This is a genomic window from Agrobacterium sp. CMT1 (assembly GCF_037203725.1).
Lineage (GTDB): Bacteria > Pseudomonadota > Alphaproteobacteria > Rhizobiales > Rhizobiaceae > Agrobacterium > Agrobacterium pusense.
In genome coordinates, this window is record NZ_JBBCAR010000017.1 from 331,234 (window position 1) to 349,002 (window position 17,769).

19 protein-coding genes are annotated in these 17,769 nt (G+C 60.4%); 13 read left to right on the forward strand and 6 right to left on the reverse strand.

The genetic code is table 11. From position 1 onward, the window contains the following. Nucleotides 1–60: 60 nt before the first annotated feature. A complete protein-coding gene (locus WA845_RS21025) occupies nt 61–822 on the reverse strand; it encodes an SOS response-associated peptidase (protein ID WP_045534179.1) in 762 nt (253 codons plus the stop codon). Between the two features lie 10 nt (nt 823–832). After that, nucleotides 833–1,156: a YnfA family protein gene (locus WA845_RS21030; RefSeq protein WP_006699408.1), complete on the reverse strand. Its 324-nt coding sequence runs from the start codon at nt 1,154–1,156 to the stop codon at nt 833–835. 108 nt (nt 1,157–1,264) lie between these two features. Here WA845_RS21030 and WA845_RS21035 point away from each other — a divergent pair, with 108 nt between their 5' ends. The 9 genes from WA845_RS21035 (at nt 1,265) to WA845_RS21075 (ending at nt 7,194) form a co-directional block, all read left to right on the forward strand. After that, the gene (locus WA845_RS21035) at nt 1,265–1,681 is read left to right on the forward strand and encodes an NUDIX hydrolase (RefSeq protein ID WP_035210146.1); all 417 of its coding nucleotides are present in this window, start codon (nt 1,265–1,267) and stop codon (nt 1,679–1,681) included. A gap of 82 nt (nt 1,682–1,763) precedes the next feature. Further along, the gene (locus WA845_RS21040) at nt 1,764–2,198 is read left to right on the forward strand and encodes a TIGR02301 family protein (RefSeq protein ID WP_037088929.1); all 435 of its coding nucleotides are present in this window, start codon (nt 1,764–1,766) and stop codon (nt 2,196–2,198) included. Between the two features lie 105 nt (nt 2,199–2,303). Then, on the forward strand, nt 2,304–2,561 hold the full coding sequence (locus WA845_RS21045; protein ID WP_003501987.1) for a hypothetical protein: 258 nt from the start codon (nt 2,304–2,306) through the stop codon (nt 2,559–2,561). Between the two features lie 14 nt (nt 2,562–2,575). Next, the gene (locus WA845_RS21050) at nt 2,576–3,343 is read left to right on the forward strand and encodes a hypothetical protein (RefSeq protein ID WP_112553576.1); all 768 of its coding nucleotides are present in this window, start codon (nt 2,576–2,578) and stop codon (nt 3,341–3,343) included. A 119-nt stretch (nt 3,344–3,462) separates the two neighbouring features. Then, entirely contained in the window at nt 3,463–4,311 is an 849-nt protein-coding gene (gene ygfZ, locus WA845_RS21055; protein WP_112553574.1) for a CAF17-like 4Fe-4S cluster assembly/insertion protein YgfZ, read from the forward strand. A gap of 2 nt (nt 4,312–4,313) precedes the next feature. After that, nucleotides 4,314–4,937 (forward strand): YfbR-like 5'-deoxynucleotidase, encoded by a 624-nt coding sequence (locus tag WA845_RS21060; RefSeq protein WP_006699404.1) that lies wholly within the window; start codon nt 4,314–4,316, stop codon nt 4,935–4,937. Beyond that, a complete protein-coding gene (locus tag WA845_RS21065) occupies nt 4,934–5,452 on the forward strand; it encodes a tyrosine phosphatase family protein (RefSeq protein WP_004440958.1) in 519 nt (172 codons plus the stop codon). Before WA845_RS21060 ends, WA845_RS21065 begins: the two co-directional genes overlap by 4 nt. A 76-nt stretch (nt 5,453–5,528) precedes the next feature. Then, nucleotides 5,529–6,350, forward strand: coding sequence for a mechanosensitive ion channel family protein (locus WA845_RS21070; RefSeq protein WP_072494232.1), 822 nt, complete (start codon nt 5,529–5,531; stop codon nt 6,348–6,350). A gap of 157 nt (nt 6,351–6,507) precedes the next feature. Beyond that, the gene (locus WA845_RS21075; protein ID WP_004440952.1) at nt 6,508–7,194 is read left to right on the forward strand and encodes a ZinT family metal-binding protein; all 687 of its coding nucleotides are present in this window, start codon (nt 6,508–6,510) and stop codon (nt 7,192–7,194) included. Between the two features lie 185 nt (nt 7,195–7,379). Here the strand turns inward: WA845_RS21075 and WA845_RS21080 are convergent, their stop codons facing one another. The 3 genes from WA845_RS21080 to WA845_RS21090 all read right to left on the reverse strand — a co-directional run bounded on the left by WA845_RS21080 (nt 7,380) and on the right by WA845_RS21090 (nt 10,276). Continuing rightward, on the reverse strand, nt 7,380–8,198 hold the full coding sequence (locus WA845_RS21080; protein WP_045534171.1) for an ABC transporter permease: 819 nt from the start codon (nt 8,196–8,198) through the stop codon (nt 7,380–7,382). Then, on the reverse strand, nt 8,195–8,983 hold the full coding sequence (locus WA845_RS21085) for an ABC transporter ATP-binding protein (protein ID WP_004440947.1): 789 nt from the start codon (nt 8,981–8,983) through the stop codon (nt 8,195–8,197). The genes WA845_RS21080 and WA845_RS21085 overlap by 4 nt, the downstream gene beginning before the upstream one ends. Nucleotides 8,984–9,232: 249 nt before the next feature. Beyond that, a complete protein-coding gene (locus WA845_RS21090; RefSeq protein WP_035210154.1) occupies nt 9,233–10,276 on the reverse strand; it encodes an ABC transporter substrate-binding protein in 1,044 nt (347 codons plus the stop codon). A gap of 288 nt (nt 10,277–10,564) precedes the next feature. Between WA845_RS21090 and WA845_RS21095 the strand changes: the two genes are divergently transcribed. The 4 genes from WA845_RS21095 (at nt 10,565) to WA845_RS21110 (ending at nt 16,678) form a co-directional block, all read left to right on the forward strand. Continuing rightward, nucleotides 10,565–12,124, forward strand: coding sequence for a VOC family protein (locus WA845_RS21095; RefSeq protein WP_112553572.1), 1,560 nt, complete (start codon nt 10,565–10,567; stop codon nt 12,122–12,124). Nucleotides 12,125–12,389: 265 nt separating this feature from the next. Beyond that, a complete protein-coding gene (locus WA845_RS21100) occupies nt 12,390–15,185 on the forward strand; it encodes a DUF2339 domain-containing protein (RefSeq protein ID WP_337322552.1) in 2,796 nt (931 codons plus the stop codon). Then, the gene (locus WA845_RS21105) at nt 15,182–15,826 is read left to right on the forward strand and encodes an HD domain-containing protein (protein WP_112553570.1); all 645 of its coding nucleotides are present in this window, start codon (nt 15,182–15,184) and stop codon (nt 15,824–15,826) included. The genes WA845_RS21100 and WA845_RS21105 overlap by 4 nt, the downstream gene beginning before the upstream one ends. A 9-nt stretch (nt 15,827–15,835) precedes the next feature. Next, complete coding sequence (locus WA845_RS21110) at nt 15,836–16,678, forward strand: MOSC domain-containing protein (RefSeq protein WP_112553635.1); 843 nt, start codon at nt 15,836–15,838, stop codon at nt 16,676–16,678. Between the two features lie 276 nt (nt 16,679–16,954). Here the strand turns inward: WA845_RS21110 and WA845_RS21115 are convergent, their stop codons facing one another. Further along, entirely contained in the window at nt 16,955–17,689 is a 735-nt protein-coding gene (locus WA845_RS21115; protein WP_037088919.1) for a class I SAM-dependent methyltransferase, read from the reverse strand. Nucleotides 17,690–17,769 lie beyond the last annotated feature (80 nt).

Below are 17,769 nucleotides of genomic sequence, written 5' to 3' on the forward strand. Positions count from 1 at the left end.
AGAAGAATTGGCGGCAATGTCAGAGCTTAGATAACCAGCCTCACACGCTGCGCAAAGACGTCAAAACAGCGACATCTGCCCCTCGTCCTTCGCCGGTTTGATCTTTGCCAGCGGCACGCTTTCCGGCACTGGCTCGATGAGATCGGCGCCGACATTGGCGACCTTGTTGACCTTGTCCGAGACGGGAATCATCTCAAAGAAATCATCCTGAACCGGCCGCATCAGATCCGCGACCTCGCGTGGTTCCTGGGTCTTGCAGTCGAGCCAACGGCTGAAATCCTCAGGCGCGATGACAACGGGCATGCGGTCGTGAATGCGCCCGATGGCGGCATTGGCGGCCGTGGTGAGGATAACGCCGGTATCGACCTCCGAACCATCGGCCGAAGACCATGTCTCCATGAGACCGGCGAAGGCGACGATGCCGCCTTTCTTCGGGCGAATGAAATAGGGCTGGGGTTTGCCGCCCTCTTCCTTCGGCGGACGTCGCCATTCATAAAAGCCGGTCGCAGGCACGAGCACACGGCGATGGCGCATGGCGGCGCGGAAGGAGGCCTTGCCGATTGCCGTTTCCGAACGCGCGTTGATGAGCAGCGGAAAATCCTTCGGGTCCTTGACCCATCCGGGCAGGAAACCCCACCGAACCAGCACTGCCCGGCGATTGGGCAGGTTGCTGCCGCGCTCCTGCCGTTCACCCTCCATGACAATCAGTATCGGCTGCGTGGGCGCGATATTGAAGCGGGCGGGGAAATCCTCTAGCCCGATCAGGTCAAGATAATCGGCAATCTCTTCCGGCGTCGCTTTCAGGACGAAACGTCCGCACATATGTTTCTCCTCAACCCCGCGGCCCGAACAGGATGATGGTGGCCCCTGCGAGACAGACGGCGCCGCCGGCGATATCCCATTTGTCCGGCGCGTGGCCCTCGACGCCCCAGAGCCACAAAAGCGAAGCGGCAATATAGATGCCGCCATAAGCGGCATACGCCCTGCCTGCGGCCTCCGCTGGCACCAGCGTCAGGAGCCAGGCAAAGGCGGCCAGCGACAACATGCCCGGCAACAATATCCACGCCGTTCTGCCAAGTTTCAGCCAGGCCCAGAAGGAAAAACAGCCGGCAATTTCGGCAAGAGCCGCCAACGCATAGATAAGATAGATCTTCATTCCACCGTCTTCTGCCTGCACAATCGAACCGATTCTGGACTATAACATCGGCGCAGAAACCGGAATCGATTTTTCCAGACCGTCCGACCGAGACACGCGAAACCTTACATGACCGTTCGTATCAAGCCCCGCCTCGCCTCCTCCGCCATCGTCAGAAATGGCGACCGGCTTTTGCTCGTGCGCCGCATCAATCCGCCCTCGAAGGACATGTTCGCCTTTCCCGGCGGACGGGCCGAGGAAGGCGAAACGCCGGCCGAGACGGCGCTACGTGAACTGCACGAGGAAACCGGCATTGTCGCACGCGATCCGCAACTTTTCGCGACCTACGATCTTCCCTCGCACGATGCAAATGGGACCCTGACGAGCCATTTTTTGCTCTCCGTCTTCACCGTGGAAACGGATGCCGATCCGCTTGTGACCGTCGGTGATGATGCAGCGGACGCAGGCTGGTACACGCTTGCGGAAATCCGCCGACTGCCGGCCCCGGAAAGCGTGGTGGAATGCGCCGAGCGGCTGCTAGCATGATTGCCAGCAGGGCAGAATCGCGATTATCTAGACCCGTCCGCCCGCCGGATGTTCACGAGTATGTGTGGGGCAGAATAAAATTTTGATACGACCAACCATTTTCCTGTCTCTTTTCCTGACCATGCTGCCGACCGGGCAAAACGGCGCCGTTTACGCGCAGCCTTCCAAGGCAGCATCCGAGGCACGTCCTGCGGAAACGGCACCTCCCAAACCCGCGCCCTATGACGACAAGCTGGCACGGCTGTCGGAAATATTGGGTGCGGTGCAATATCTGAGAACGCTGTGCCCTTCTTCCGGACCGGAGGACTGGCGCAAATCGATGGGCGACCTTCTGGCTGCGGACACGGCCAACGAACCTGAACGACGTCAGCGCATGACGGCTGCATTCAACCGTGGATACCGCTCCTTTGCGGCCATCCACACCAGTTGCACACGTGCCGCCATCATGGCAGAAGAGAACTACCGTAACGAAGGGGCAACACTCGCTCAGGAAATCGCGTCCAGGTTCGGAAATTAGAGGATTATTAACCTCTTTTCGCCGCAGCCCGTGCCGTTTTGATAAAAGGCTGCTAGTGTTGTTAACAGGGTGGTAAGGACTTGCCCGCCCTGTCGAGGATGAAAAATGCAGACAAGCCGTAACGAAATCGACGATATGATCGTGCATGAAAAGATGCAGGTCGCTCTGGAACACCAGAACGAGGCATGGGCTGACGGCATGGCCGACGGCATCGAGCCGGAGATCATCGCCGATGCTGCAATCGCTCTGGCCATGCGCGAAACCATCCGGATCCACGGCGAGGCTGGCGCGGAAGCAATGCTGGAATCGCTGCGTCAGCGCATGCTTCAAGGCGAATTTTCTCCGCAGCGGGTGATACAGTAAAGCCGGGGTCTATCATGTCTTGCCTGAGCAAGGGGCTTTTGCGCTCTTCCGCCCTGCTATCCATCGTGCTCGCTCTGACCGCCGGGTCGATTGGCCTGCCGGGCCAAGCCTTTGCGCTTTCCGAGCTGAAGCCGGCCCAGAACAACGAAGGCGAGCCACAGGCTCAGAAGGGCGAACAGCCTGAGCAGACCGCGCCCGCCGAGCCGGAGGAAATCGAGGGCGATTCGGAAGGCATTCCCCTGCCCGACCCTCTGGTCGACCGATCTGCCGCCCAGACGAACCTGCAATCCTCCAAGCCGGACAATACCCCCGAAATGTCAGTGGTCATCGAGCACGATATTTCCAAGGCACCGGAAGCCGTACGCAAGCTGCGCCAACAGATCATCGACGCGGCAGCGACGGGCGATATTGAAAAGTTGCGGCCATTCATCGCTGCCGGCCAGAAAGAATTCCGCATCGACAGCAATGACGGCGAAGACCCGATCGCAGCACTGAAAAGCTATTCAGGAGATACCGACGGGCTGGAAGTGCTGGCGATCATCATCGACCTCCTGTCGACCGGTTACGCCCATATTGATGCCGGCACGCCGGACGAAGCCTATGTTTTCCCCTATTTCGCCGGAAAGCCGCTCAATACGCTGACACCGCCTGAAAAAGTGGAACTGCTGCGCATCATCACTGCCGGCGACCTTGCGGACATGCAGGAATACGGCAATTACAGCTTCTATCGCATCGGCATCTCGCCTGATGGCAAGTGGAAGTTCTTCACCGCCGGCGATTGATCCTATCCCGGCGCTTGCCGTTCTTTTGCAAAAATCCTAACTGTGCGGAATGAGCGTCCGGCACCGGTACATGTGCTGTTGCCCAGACGCATAGTCTCGACGAACCGAACGGTGACGCCATGCCTTCCGCTTTTCTTGCCGACCGCCGCCTGATCCGGGTTTCCGGCACCGGCGCCGAGGAGTTTCTGAACAATCTCATTACCACCGATGTGGAGCATCTGCCTGTAGGGGAAGCCCGCGCCAGCGCCCTTCTGACCCCTCAGGGCAAGATTCTGTTCGATTTCCTCATCGCGCGCGACGGAACGGACTATCTCATCGAGATCACCGCTTCCGAACAGGAAGCGCTGTTGCGCCGCCTGACGATGTACAAGCTGCGCGCTCCCGTCGATCTGAAAGCGGAAGCCGCCGAAGGTGTGAGCGTTTTCTGGGGGGAACAGGCACCTCAGCCGGCGTTAAGGGACGGGCGTTTCGCCAAGGCGGGTCTCGATCTATTCCGCGTTCCGGGCGCAACTGCCGCTGGCGACGCAGCCGTCTATGATGTGCTGCGTGTCGAATACGGCATTGCCGAAGCTGGCCGCGACTATGCGCTGCAGGATGCCTTTCCGCATGACGTGCTGATGGATGTGAACGACGGGGTGTCATTCAAGAAGGGCTGCTTTGTCGGCCAGGAAGTTGTATCGCGCATGAAACATCGCGGCACGGCAAGGCGGCGTGTTGTCCTTGTTTCAGCGCAGGACGCCCTCCCCGGCAGCGGCGTGGACATTACCGCACAGGGCAAATCCGTCGGCACGCTCGGCACCGTCTGCGGCAACAAGGCACTCGCCGTCGCGCGCATCGACCGCATTGCCGAGGCGCTCGCGTCCGGCACGCCGCTTCTCGCGGAAACTGTTCCCGTCGCCGTTGCCCTGCCCGCCTGGAGCGGTCTTTCCTTCCCGGCGGCCGATCCGGCGGCACAGGCGGAGGAATAGAGGTGGCCTCCGTCAAAGGCCCGCGCGCCTGGCAGCGCATGCTGTCCGGACGGCGGCTCGATCTGCTCGACCCTTCGCCGCTCGACGTGGAAATCGCCGATATTGCCCATGGGCTTGCCCGCGTTGCCCGCTGGAACGGCCAGACGCGTGGCGACCACGCCTTTTCAGTCGCTCAGCACTGCCTCATCGTCGAGACGATCTTCTGCCGCATGTGCACGGCCGCGACCCCCGATGAAATGCAGATGGCGCTTCTGCACGATGCGCCGGAATATGTGATCGGCGACATGATCTCTCCGTTCAAATCCGTGGTCGGCGGCGGTTACAAGACTGTGGAAAAGCGGCTTGAGGCCGCCGTGCATCTGCGCTTCGGCCTGCCGCCGCATGCATCGCGCGAGTTGAAGGACCGCATCAAGAAGGCCGACACGGTCGCCGCCTTTTTCGAGGCGACGGAGCTTGCCGGTTTTTCCACGGCCGAGGCGCAAAAATTTTTCGGCCTGCCACGCGGTATTACCCGCGACATGTTCGACATCACGCCGCTTCCCTCCACGGAAGCGCAAAAGCTGTTCATCCAGCGTTTTGAGGCCATCGAGGCCATGCGCGGGACGAATCCCGGGGGTGCCAAATGACGGCCATCGTGGTTTCGCCGCTCGGACGGATCGCGGAAATGGCCGTGAAGCACAAGGCCCGGGAAATGGTGACATTGATCGCCAGGGAGCAGACATTTCACCGCCCCGCGGTCATTGCCGCCGAACGTCATCTGACGCTTGCGATGAACGACATCTCCTTCAAGGGCACCGGCAATCTTATCGCCCCTGACGATGCGCATGTGCTGAAGCTCATCGAGTTCGCGCATGAATGGGATCAGACGGCCCCGTTGCTTATCCATTGCTGGATGGGCGTTTCGCGCTCGCCTGCGGCTGCCGTCATCGCCGCGCTCAGTCTTTACCCTGATCAGGATGAGACTGAACTTGCGCTGCGTCTGCGCGCCGCCTCGCCCTATGCCACGCCGAATGCCCGCATCATCGCCATCGGCGACCGGCTGCTCGGCCGGAAGGGTCGTCTGGAGGCGGCTATCAAGGCGATTGGCAGGGGCGCGGACACAGATGGCAATGTGCCTTTCGTGCTGCCACTTCGCAGTTGACAACCGGTTTTGGCGGAACCCCTTCGGAACGCAGTCGTTACCAACCCTGAACGCAAATAAAATCACGGGACGATTCATGGAACAACAGGCAACGGATATCATTGTCGCATCGCAAGCGGCCGTAAGACAGGCGAGCGCACTGGCGGTGCAATATTCCTTTTCGGTGATCGGTGCACTTCTGCTGTTAATCGTCGGCTGGCTGGCCGCTGCCTTTCTTCAACGCTGGGCCTTTCAGGGCCTGTCGCGCATTCGCGGCTTCGATGCGACGCTCGCCGGATTCTTCGCGGGCGCCATTCGTTATGTCGTCCTCATTCTCGTCATCGTGATGGTGCTGGGCCAGTTCGGGGTGCAGACGGCCTCAATTCTGGCGGCCCTCGGCGCCGCCGGTCTTGCCATTGGCCTCGCACTCCAGGGAACGCTGCAGAACATTGCCGCCGGCATCATGCTGCTGGTGCTGCGTCCCTTCCGGGTCGGGGAATATATCGAAACCAGCAGCGTCAGCGGGACGATCATCGAGATCGGGCTGTTTGCGACCGAGCTGAAGACCAGCGACGGCCTTTACCGTCTGGCGCCCAACTCGACGCTCTGGAACGTGCCGATCACCAATTTCAGCCGCTTTCCTTCTCGCCGTCACGAATTGAGCCTGACGGTGAAAAACGATGAGAATCTCGCCGCTGCGCAGGACATGCTGATGAATGTCGTACGCTCGGAAAGCCGGGTGCTGCTTGACCCAGCCCCTGTCACCTTTGTCGATTCGGTGAGCGCCGACAGCGCCACCGTAAAATTGCGTTACTGGGTGCGTAGCGACAGCTATTTCGTGACGACCCGCGATGTGACGAAAGCGATGAAACTCGCGTTCGACGAGCGTAAGGCGGAAGTGAGCGCACAGCCGGCCTGAGACGTCACCCCCATTTTTCTGCAAGCGCGATGGTTGCAAGAGCCGTCGCGCTTTTTCGGTGCCTCGCGCTGTAGCGCACTTGCATCCGGCTGATGCGATCTCTATAGCTTCATACGTAATGTTATTACGTAACTTGTCTTAGGAGAGAGCCGAAACAATGCAGAAGACAATCACCCGCCTCACCGGCGCTGTCGCACTTGGTTCCATGCTGTTGGCGGCGACCACGGCAATGGCTGCCGGTGGCGACAAATCCGCAGCCCACAGTCATGAGCACGGGCACGATCACGGCCATCAGATGACCGAAGCTGAAAAGCAGATCTACAAGGGTTATTTCGAGGATGCCCAGGTGAAACCACGCACACTTTCCGATTGGGAAGGCGACTGGCAATCCGTTTATCCCTACCTGCTGAACGGCTCGCTCGATCCCGTCATGGCGGAAAAGGCGGCTCATGGCGACAAGACGGCCGCCGAATACCGCGCCTATTACGAGGTCGGCTACAAGACTGACGTGAACCGTATCGTCATCAAGAGCGACAGCGTGGCGTTTTATAAAGATGGCAAACCCGCTGAAGGCACCTATGTCAGCGACGGCCACGAAATCCTGACCTACAAGAAGGGCAATCGTGGTGTCCGCTACATCTTCAAGAAAACCGGCGGCGATGAGGCCGCACCGCAATTCATCCAGTTCAGCGATCACTCCATCGCCCCGGTCAAGGCCGGCCATTACCATCTCTATTGGGGCAACGACCGCAAGGCATTGCTGGACGAAGTGACCAATTGGCCAACCTATTATCCGTTCCTGATGGACGGCGCCGATATCGTCAAGGAAATGGCGGCGCATTGAGCTATAGCAGGCTCGCGGCTTTCCGGAGCGTGAGGAATGCCGAGCAAGCAGGTCTTTCGCCTTCTCCCCGCCGGGGAGAAGGTCGCGGCAGCGGGTTGAGGGGGCAAGCTCTCCGCATATCTCTGCCGTCGCCCCCCTGATCTGGCCCTTCGGGCCACCGTCTCCCGGGCGGGGAAAAGAAAGACTCACTGCCCCATGGTGGAGCGATGCGCCCAGCCCGTCATGCGCTTTTCGAGCCAGGCCATGATGGCATACATGACGATGCCTTCCACCGCGAGCATCAGCAGGCCGGCAAAGACCAGCGGCACATTGAACTGGCTCTGCGCCGAACTCATCATGTTGCCGAGGCCATAATTGGAGGCGACGGTTTCCGAGACGACCGAGCCGACGAAGGCGAGCGTGATGGCGATTTTGAGTGAGCCGAAGAAATAGGGCATGGACCGCGGAATACCGACCTTCAACATGATGTCCATCTTCTTGGCACCGAGCGCCCGCAGCACGTCTTCGGTTTCCGGCTCAATGGTGGCAAGCCCGGTCGCCACATTAACGACGATCGGGAAGAAGGAGATCAAAAAGGCTGTCAGAACGGCGGGAACCGTGCCGATGCCGAACCAGATGACGAGGATGGGCACCAGCGCCACCTTGGGGATGGCGTTGAAACCGATCATCAGCGGATAAAGCCCGGCATAGATGGTTTTCGACCAGCCAATGAACAGGCCAATAGAAAGACCGGCGACCACGGCAAGGGCAAAGCCCAGTGTCGTCGTATAAAGCGTCTGCAGCGAGTTTTTCCAGATCGGCGACCAATATTGCATGATGGCCTGGCCCACCCTTACCGGGGATGGCAGGATCGTGGGCGGCATTTTCAGCGCATGGACGAGCAGTTCCCACACCACGAAGAGCGCCAGCGTATAAAGCCAGGGAGCGGCTTTCACCCAGTTGACGCGGGCAATCAGCGGCTTCGGCGGTTCGGCCGCCACGGTGCTTTCCACGATCGCGCTCATGCCGCCACCCTCGCCTGCGCGATTTCGCCATGCAGTTCCTGCACCATGTCGTTAAAACCCTTGTCATACATGATGTCGAGCTGGCGCGGGCGTGCAAACGGCACGCGGTGTTCGGCGAGCACCCGGCCCGGCCTCGCACTCATTACGAAAATCTTGTCGGCCAGAAATGTCGCCTCGCGCAGATCGTGGGTCACCAGGATGATAGTGACGCGCTGCGCGGCGTGCAGGTCGCGTATGACGCACCACAATTCCTCGCGGGTGAAGGCATCGAGCGCACCGAAAGGTTCGTCCAGCATCAGCAGTTCCGGTTCGTGAATCAGCGCACGGCAAAGATTGGCGCGCTGCTGCATGCCGCCGGAAAGCTGCCACGGATACTTCGAGCCAAAACCTTTCAGGCCGACGATTTCCAGAAGGCGCTCGGCTTTCGCGACATATTCCGCCTTGTGGGCGCGCAGACGACGGCGATGTTTTTCGACGATCTCCAGCGGCAGCAGGATATTTTCGAGCGTCGTGCGCCAGGGCAGCATCGTCGGGTTCTGAAACGCCATGCCGACAATGGAAACCGGCTCCGTGACCTGCCGTCCGGCGACGATGACATTGCCCTTCTGCGGAATATGCAGCCCCGTCACCAGTTTCATCAGGGTCGACTTACCGCAGCCAGACGGGCCGACCACGGCCGCGAATTCACCCTTGTCGACCGTCAGGTTCAAGCCGGAGACGGCCAGCGTGCCGGCCGACCCGCCGTAGCGCATGTCGACATTATCTATTTCCACGAGATGTGACATCGCGATCCCCATTTTCAGGCTGGAACGGGCGCTTATGGCCTTCGTTACTCCCGCCGCAATTCCTTAGGCTGCCGGCCATACCCGGCGTTGCCGCTTGTTTCTTCTCCCCGAGGGGGGGGGAAGGTGGCCCGAAGGGTCGGATGAGGGGGAAACGTCAGCGGTAGACCGAGAGCTTGCTCCCTCATCCCGCTACCGCGGACTTCTCCCCGGCGGGGAGAAGAAACCTGCGGCACCCACTCATTTTACCCATCAGGGAAGCATGCGTTCTGCCTTGGCCGGCAGGTAGGTCGCGTCGAACACCTGCTCCGCCTTGACGTTGCCCTTCAGGCCCATGGACACCTTGAGCGTCTCCAGCGAGGCGGCAAGCCGGGTCGGCTCGACGCCGCCCATGCCGTTTTCCACCACATAGGGCGTCTTGATGTTCATGCTGTTGGCCATGTTTAGGCGTTCAAGCTCAATGGCGCTGTCGAGTGTCTCGTTGCGCTTGAGAACAGCAGCCACGCCCTCTTCGGGGTTCTTGACGGAATCAGCAAAGCCCTTGGCCAGCGCTTTCAGGAAACCTTTCACTGCTTCAGGGTTTTTCTCAGCGAAATCAGTGTTTACCAGCACTGCATTGCCATAGAGATTCAAGCCGTGCTCGGCCATCAGAATGGTCGAGATATCATCGTCACCGATGCCCTGCTTCTTGAGATTAAGGATCACCGAAAAGGCAAAACCGAAAACCGCATCGACATCACCCTTGGCGAGCATCGGCTCACGCACCGGAAAACCGATCGATTCGATCTTGATCTTGCTGTCATCGAGACCGGCGACCTGCTTGAAAGCCGGCCATTGCGCAAAAGCGCCATCCGGCGGCGGGGCGCCGAGCTTCTTGCCTTCCAGCGATTTGGGATCGCCGGTGACGCCAAGCGACTTGCGGCCAACAACGGCAAAAGTGGGCCGCTCATAAACCATATAGACGGCCTTGACCTTCTGGCTCGGATCCTCATCGAGGAACTTCATCACCGAGTTGATGTCGCCGAAACCCATCTGGTAGGCGCCGGTCGCGACACGCGGAATGGCTTCGACCGAGCCGTTGCCGCTGTCGATGGTGACGTCGAGGCCCTCGGCCTTGAAGTACCCCTTGTCGAGTGCCAGCAGGAAACCGGCGGCCGGACCTTCGAACTTCCAGTCGAGCGTGAATTTCACCGGCGTTTCTGCCCGCGCCTCCCCCGCTGGCAGCGAAAAGCCGGCGGATACACCGATGGCGGTAATGGCCAGAGCTCTGGTCAACAACCTGCGCGTTAAAATCATCTGTTCCCCCTGATGGTTTTGTTGGATTGGTTGCATAAGACCCAATTCCGACCTGCAAGGCAAGATAAAATTGCATACAAAATAGCCGTTATTTTGTATGCTTATTTTATACGCACAAATGCTCGCGAGCCAGGCAAAAAGCCGGCATTCTGCCCATCGCGCATGCAACGAAGCGAGAGCAGCATCGTTCACGCAGAGAACACAGCGTTCTCATTTGCCGGGGTTGCGGATCAGGGGCAGCGTGAGACAAATAGGCCACGAACAGCAGGCGACTACAGCGGGGGCAAGATGAATTCTGCACTGGGCATACACCACATCACGATGATCACCCGAAAGGTGCAGGCGAATGTGGATTTTTACGCCGGCTTTCTGGGCATGCGGCTGGCCAAACGCACGGCGGGCTTCGAAGACGCCATGCAGCTTCATCTGCTCTACGGCGATGATATCGCCTCGCCCGGTTCCCTGCTGACTTTTCTGGTGTGGGAGGACGGTGGCCAAGGCCGTGTGGGTTATGGCCAGACGCTGGAAATTTCCGTGGCGATCGATCCTGCCGCCATCGGCTTCTGGCTGACGCGGGCGCTGAGATTCGGCATCCGGGCGGAAGGTCCCTCCGACGAATTCGGGGAGCCAGTCATTCGGCTGAAAGACCCTGACGGCCTGATCGTCAAGCTGGTCGGCACTCAGGCGTTTGACGACGCTACGCCGCACGTGACGAAAGACATTTCCGAAGAGGACGCCATTCGCCGCATCTACGGTGCAACCGTGCTGAGCGAAGTGCCGGAAGAAACCGTGGCTTTTCTCGAAAAACACTTCGGATATAGGCAGGTAAGCCAGACGGGCGCAATTCGCCGGCTCGTTTCCGATAGCGGCGACATTATCGATGTGCGCGACGCCACGGGCTTCTGGTCCAGCGCGCCGGGCACCGGCACGGTTGATCACATAGCCTTCCGCGCGAAAGACATGGATGAGCTGAACTCGGTTCTAACCGGGCTGAAATCACTGAATTCCAGCACCACCAACGCCCATGACCGTAAATATTTCCATTCGCTCTACGTCCGCGAACCGGGCGGGGTATTGATCGAAATGGCGACCGACGGGCCGGGTATGACAGTGGACGAACCGCTGGAATCGCTCGGCGAAAAACTGTTCATCCCGCCGCTCTTCATGAAGGATGAGGCGGATGTGCGTGTCGCCCTGCCGCAATTTGCGATGCCTGGCGAAGAGCGCATCGTCTATCGCGACCTGCCCTTTGTACACCGTTTCTACACGCCCGAAGAGCCTGATGGCAGCACCATGATTCTGCTGCACGGTTCCGGCGGAAGTGAAACAAGCCTGATGCCGCTGGCGCACCGGGCAGCACCGGGCGCGACGCTTCTCGGCGTCCGTGGCCGCAGTACGGAAGAAGGGATTGCCCGGTGGTTCCGGCGTTATCCCGATTTCAGCTTCGACCAGAAGGATATCGTCTCGGAAGCGGAAGCCTTCGCCGCATTTGTGGAAGGGGCAATCCGCTCCTATGGGCTCGATCGTTCGAAACTGCGGTTTATCGGCCATTCCAATGGGGCGAACTTCTATGCGGCCTTTGCCGCGCTTTATCCGGAGCTTGCCGGGGACGCCCTGCTGTACCGCCCGATGCCTGTTCTCGAAACATGGCCGGAGAGTGATCTTTCCGGCCGCAGCTTCATGCTTGTTGCGGGAGAACGCGACAAATACCGCGACGGGGCGAGCGTGCTGCGGGACAGGCTTGCGGCAAACGGCGCAAGGGTTGAGGTGGAAACGCTGGAAGATGGGCACGAACTCGGGCTCACGGATATCGAAGTGGCGCGGCGCTGGCTGGCGGATGTTCCCTGATTTTCGGGGGATGCGCATGAGGCGAGCGGATGCCGCCCACTTCTTCTCGCCGAGGGAAGAAAGTGGTCTGAAGGGTCGGTTGAGGGGGCAAGCTCTCGGTTTATTTCTACCCTCGCCCCCTCATCCCACTGCCGCAGATTTCCCCCTCGGGGAGAAGAAGCGGATGCGAGCGCTCGCTCCCCCGTTACCCACAACCTCATCAACCGGGCCTTGCATAAATTCACCAAAAGGGCTTTAAAAACAGCTTCATAATTGGAGAGTCCGTTTGGAAATCCCGCTGTTTATCCTCGTCCTTGTCGCGGCCTTCATCTACACGCTCGTCGCAAGCATCCGCAATTCAAGCCGCATCAAGTCGCTCGAACGGGAGGTTCACAGCCTCAAGCGGCTGATGGCGGCGGGCGTGGCCGCTCCTGCTGCGGCACTGGCGGAAAACACGGAAACCGCCGAAAAGACTGATTTCGCAGCAGAGACGGAAGGCCAAACGGCGCTGGAACCAGCGGGCATCCGGGATGAAGACGCCTTCGAGCGTTCAGAAGCCAGCACCGCTGCGGCGGATCAAGACGTGGCGCGCGAAGACGCCCCCGCTGCGCCACTCGCCGATGCCGTATCCGTGGCGGCTTCTGATACCGCGTCTGCCCCGGCAGCGAAAGAAAGCTTCGAAAGCCTCCTCGGCGCGCGCTGGGCGGTTTGGGCGGGCGGGCTGGCGCTGGCGCTCGGCGGCATTTTCCTCGTCAAATATTCGATCGAATCAGGCCTGCTCAGCCCGGCGGTCAGGCTGTCGCTCGCCGCCATTTTCGGCGTCTTTCTCGGGCTTGCCGGTGAAGCGATACGCCGCAAGGCGGTGTCAGGCATCGCCACCACCTACTCCAACGCCATGATACCGGGTGTGCTCACTGCGGCCGGCGCATTGACGCTGTTCGGTGTGGTTTATGCGGCTTATGGCATCTACGACTATATCGGCCCCGGCACCGCCTTTATCCTGCTCGGCCTCGTCGCCTTCGCCACCATCGGCCTGTCGTTGTTGCACGGACAGGCGCTCGCCGGTCTCGGACTTCTAGGTTCGATGCTGACGCCGGCGCTGATTTCCACCGAAACGCCGAATATCTGGGCGCTCTTCGTCTTCCTCACCGTCTCTTGGCTCGCAACCGCGGCAGCGGCGCGCCGGCAGGGCTGGACGGTGGTCCCGTCGCTTGCCAATGCCGGACTCGGCCTCTGGGCTCTCGGATATATCGGCTTTTCGGATGCAATCAGTGCCGAACCGCCGACTCTTGCCCTGCTCATTATGCTCGCTGGCACGATCTTCCTTTGGCCCGGAAAACAGTACGACACCACGCCTCCGGACGCTGCCGAAACGGCAGCTCCCGAGCGGCGCGCGATTCGCATCATGCGGCTTTTGCTGCGCCCGTCGCTCGCCCTCAACCTCACCGTATCGATGGCGGTGATCCTGCCGGCCATCGGCTTCCTCTTTGCCGAAGGCAGCGTCGATACTCACCCGGCGCTCATCGTTTCAGCGCTTATTGCAGCTCTTGCAGCACTCGGCGCTGCCCGTCACTATGCCGTCTGGCCGGCGATCATCGCCGCGCTCGGCGCGCAGTCTGCGGTGTCGCTCATGTCGCGGCGTGGCATCGATTTTATTGGTCTCGTGAATGATACCGGCGTGACGCTTCCGCCCGTGGGCACAGGCTACGCTGCGGAAATTGCCATGGCGCTCGGCCTTGGGGCTATCTTCGTGCTGTGCGCCTTTTCCTTCCTGAAACGCAAGGGCGCAGAAGATGCGGATTTCGCCCAGCTCTGGGCTGGCATTGCCGCCCTGTTCCCTGTCTGGCTCGCGACGGCGAGCTTCGTCGAATATGGCAATCTCGGCCGCGACTGGCTGCACGCGGCCTATGGTCTCGGCCTTGGCTTCGTGCTGCTTGCCGGTGCTGAATGGCTGCACCGGCGCAACAGTGAGGCCTATCGCAAGCCGCTGAACATCCTTGTGCTCGGCTCCTTCGCCGCCTTCGCGCTCTGCCTGCACACGCTGACGGAAGGGCTCGCGACGACAGTGCTGCTGTCCGTCATCGGCTTCCTTTACGTGCTGGCGAGCCGCTACCGCAACTGGGATGTACTGCCCTGGGTCATGGCTGTCGCAAGTGTTGCCGTTCTTGGCCGGATCGCCTGGGAGCCGACAATCGTCGGGCCGCAAAATCTCGGCACGACGCCGGTCTTCAACGCGCTGCTGCCGGGCTATGGCATCCCTGCCTTGCTGGCCATCATCTCCGCGTGGTTGTTGCGCGACTGGCCGGGCATGCGGATCAAGAACTTCCTGCAGGCCATCGCCAGCGTCATGGGACTTCTGGCCGTGGCCATCCTCGTTCGCCACGCAATGAATGGCGGTACGCTCGACAGCAATGTGCCGACGCTCGGCGAGCAGTCGATCTACACGCTGCTGACCATCGGCTTCTCCGGTGTCCTGATGACGCTGGATTTGAAAAGCCCCAGCCCCGTCTTCCGTTACGGCTCGATGATCGCTGGCGTCATCGCCGTCATCAACGTGCTGACGATGCATTTCTTCACGCTCAACCCCTATTTCACCGGCGAGAATACCGGCCGCATACCGGTCCTCAACCTGCTGCTGATCGGTTACCTTTTGCCGGCATTCGCTTATGGCGGCCTCGCCTATTACGCGCGCGGAAAACGTCCGCCGCCCTATGTCAGCATGCTGGCGGTGGCGGGTGCAGCGCTCGGTTTTGCCTGGGCCACGCTTTCGGTGCGCCGTTTCTGGCAGGGCGAGAACATTGCTGACTGGAAGGGCTTTATGCAGGGCGAGACCTACAGCTATTCGGTGGTCTGGCTGCTGATCGGCGTCCTGCTGCTCGTGCTTGGCTCGCGCTTTAATGCCCGCAGCCTGCGTCTGGCATCGGCCGCCTTCGTGCTGATCTCGGTTGCCAAAGCCTTCCTGATCGACATGAGCAACCTCGAAGGCGTGCTCCGGGCGCTGTCCTTCATCGGGCTCGGCGCGGTGCTCATCGGCATCGGCCTGTTCTACCAGAAAATCCTCACCCGGAAGCCGCAGGCATGATCGCGGCGGAGGCTTTCGCGCCCCATGCGGCGCTTGCGCAGGATTTGATCCCGCACGCCGCCGATGCGGGCGACGGCTCGCATGATCTGGCCCATATTCACCGTGTCTTCCGCAATGCCATGCGCATCCATGCGGGTGAAGGCGGCGATGGCACCGTGCTGGCGGCCAGCGTGCTGCTGCATGATTGTGTGGCGGTGGAGAAAAACTCGCCCTTGCGGGCACAGGCATCGCGGCTGGCGGCAGAAAAGGCTTCAGGCGTTCTGGCCGGCCTCGGCTGGAAGAAGCAGGATATCGACGCCGTCACGCATGCGATCATCACCCACAGCTTTTCCGCCAATATCGAACCGCAGACACTGGAAGCGAAAATCCTTCAGGATGCCGACAGGCTGGACGCCATCGGTATGGTGGGCGCGGCGCGCTGCTTTTATATTGCCGGACGCATGGGATCGGCACTTTACGATCCGGTCGACCCCTTGGCGAAGGAACGGCCGCTTGATGACCGCGCTTTTGCCATCGACCATTTCGAGACCAAGCTTTTCAAGCTGGCAGATGGTTTTCGCACAGAGACCGGCAGGCAGATGGCCAGAGCCCGCCATGAGCGGCTGAAACAGATGCTGGACCTGTTTCTCGATGAAATATGAGGAAGCATGATGCGTGTGACAGAGCTTAATATCTACCCGCTGAAAAGCGCGCGCGGCATTTCCCTCTCGGATAGCGCCGTGTCGGCCGAGGGTCTGCCGGGTGACCGTCGCGCCATGCTTGTGGACCCGTCGGGCCACTTCATCACCCAGCGTGAATTGCCTGCCATTGCCACGGTTCTGGCGCGGCACGAGGACGGGGGCATGTTGCTTTCGCGCGACCAGCATGGCGAGATCGTCGCAAGCCCATCCGGCGAGCGCATGGATGTGGCGGTATGGAAATCGATCGTCAGCGCCAATATGGCCGACGCTGTGACCAATGACACGCTCTCGGCATGGCTCGGACGCGAAGTGAAGCTCGCCTTTTTCGATAACGCTTCCAAACGCATCGCGAGCCTCGAGTGGACAGGCAATGAAACGCCCGTCACCTTTGCCGACGGCTACCAGATCCTTGTCACCACCACCGCCTCGCTCGCCGCGCTGAACGACAACATGCGCGAAAATGGCGAAGACGACGTTGGCATGGAGCGGTTCCGGCCCAATATCGTGCTTGAGACGGACGAACCATGGGCGGAAGACGGGTGGGCGGCCATCGAGATCGGCGGCATTCGCTTCGATCTCGTCAAACCCTGCGCCCGCTGCATCATGACCACGCAGGATCAGACGACCGGCTCCCGCGATGTGCCCTCTCCCATGAAGGCCATGGGCCGCATCCGCATGTCCGCAGACCGGCGCGTGCCCGGCCCGCTGTTCGGCTGGAACGTGACGCCGCGCGGTGAAGGCAGGCTGTCTGTCGGCGACGTCGCAAAGGTGATCGAGGAAAGGCCCGAAGGCTGGGCGATCAAGAGGCGCTAAGTCAGTCCGGTTCAAACGGAATCCTCTGGGCATCAGGCAGCGCTTTAACCTGTCGTCAAACCCTCGCTCCCCTCATCCTGTGCTTGTCACAGGGATCCAGCCGATGCGCGTCTGCGCGGCGAAACAATCCCTCAGCCCAAAGACTTGGGCTGGCTGGATCTCTGTGACACGCACAGAGATAAGGAGAGGACGGAGCACTATGAACAAGGCAAGCTTCGAGCCTGACGCGCCGATCTCAATCTTTGTGCACCCCGGCGATACAACGCACGGGTCATGTCACGACTTCTTCACACCGACGATCAAAAAGATCGGGCGGCGGTCTTCATGCTTCAGCTCCGGGCGCTCGGCCACCAAAGCCGGATCCGGTCGTGGTTCCGCCAGACGCGTCAGGGTGAAACCAGCGGACAGGAGGCCGTTGACGATAGCTGACACGGTGCGGTGGTATTTCACCACATCGTCTGCCATCCAGTTGCAGTGGCGCACGCCCTCGTTCTGGTAGTTGTCGAGTGGCCAGTGCAGGATTTCGCCATCCTCGCCGTAAAACCAGTCCTGTTTTTCCAGCGCCGTAAAAACGGGATGCTCGATGGAAAAAATGAAATCGCCGCCCGCTTTCAGCACGGCGAAAATCCTTGCGAATGCCACGTCGAGATCGCGGACGTAATGCAGGGCAAGGGAACTCAGCACCACATCGAAACTCTGCCGCGGAAAATCGATGTCTTCGATAGCGGCGCGGCGATATTCGATGCCGGACCCACCATTGATCTCGGCGGCGCGGCGCAACATATTCTCCGAGAGATCGACGCCGACGACATGGCGTGCGCCCTGCTCCGCGGCAAAGCGGCAATGCCAGCCGAAACCGCAACCGAGGTCGAGAAAGGACTTGTCTTTCAGCGGGGGCAGCATGGCGCGCAATTCGTGCCACTCACCGGCCTGACGCAGACCTTCCACGGAACGCGGCATGGCGCTGTAGCGCTCGAAAAACCCTGGATCGTCGTAGATATTCTGTTTCATCGTCGCCTCTTAGGCCGCATTCCATCAATCGCATGAATAATGGCCGTCAAGAAAAGTCGCTAGTGGGGCCGGCTAACAAA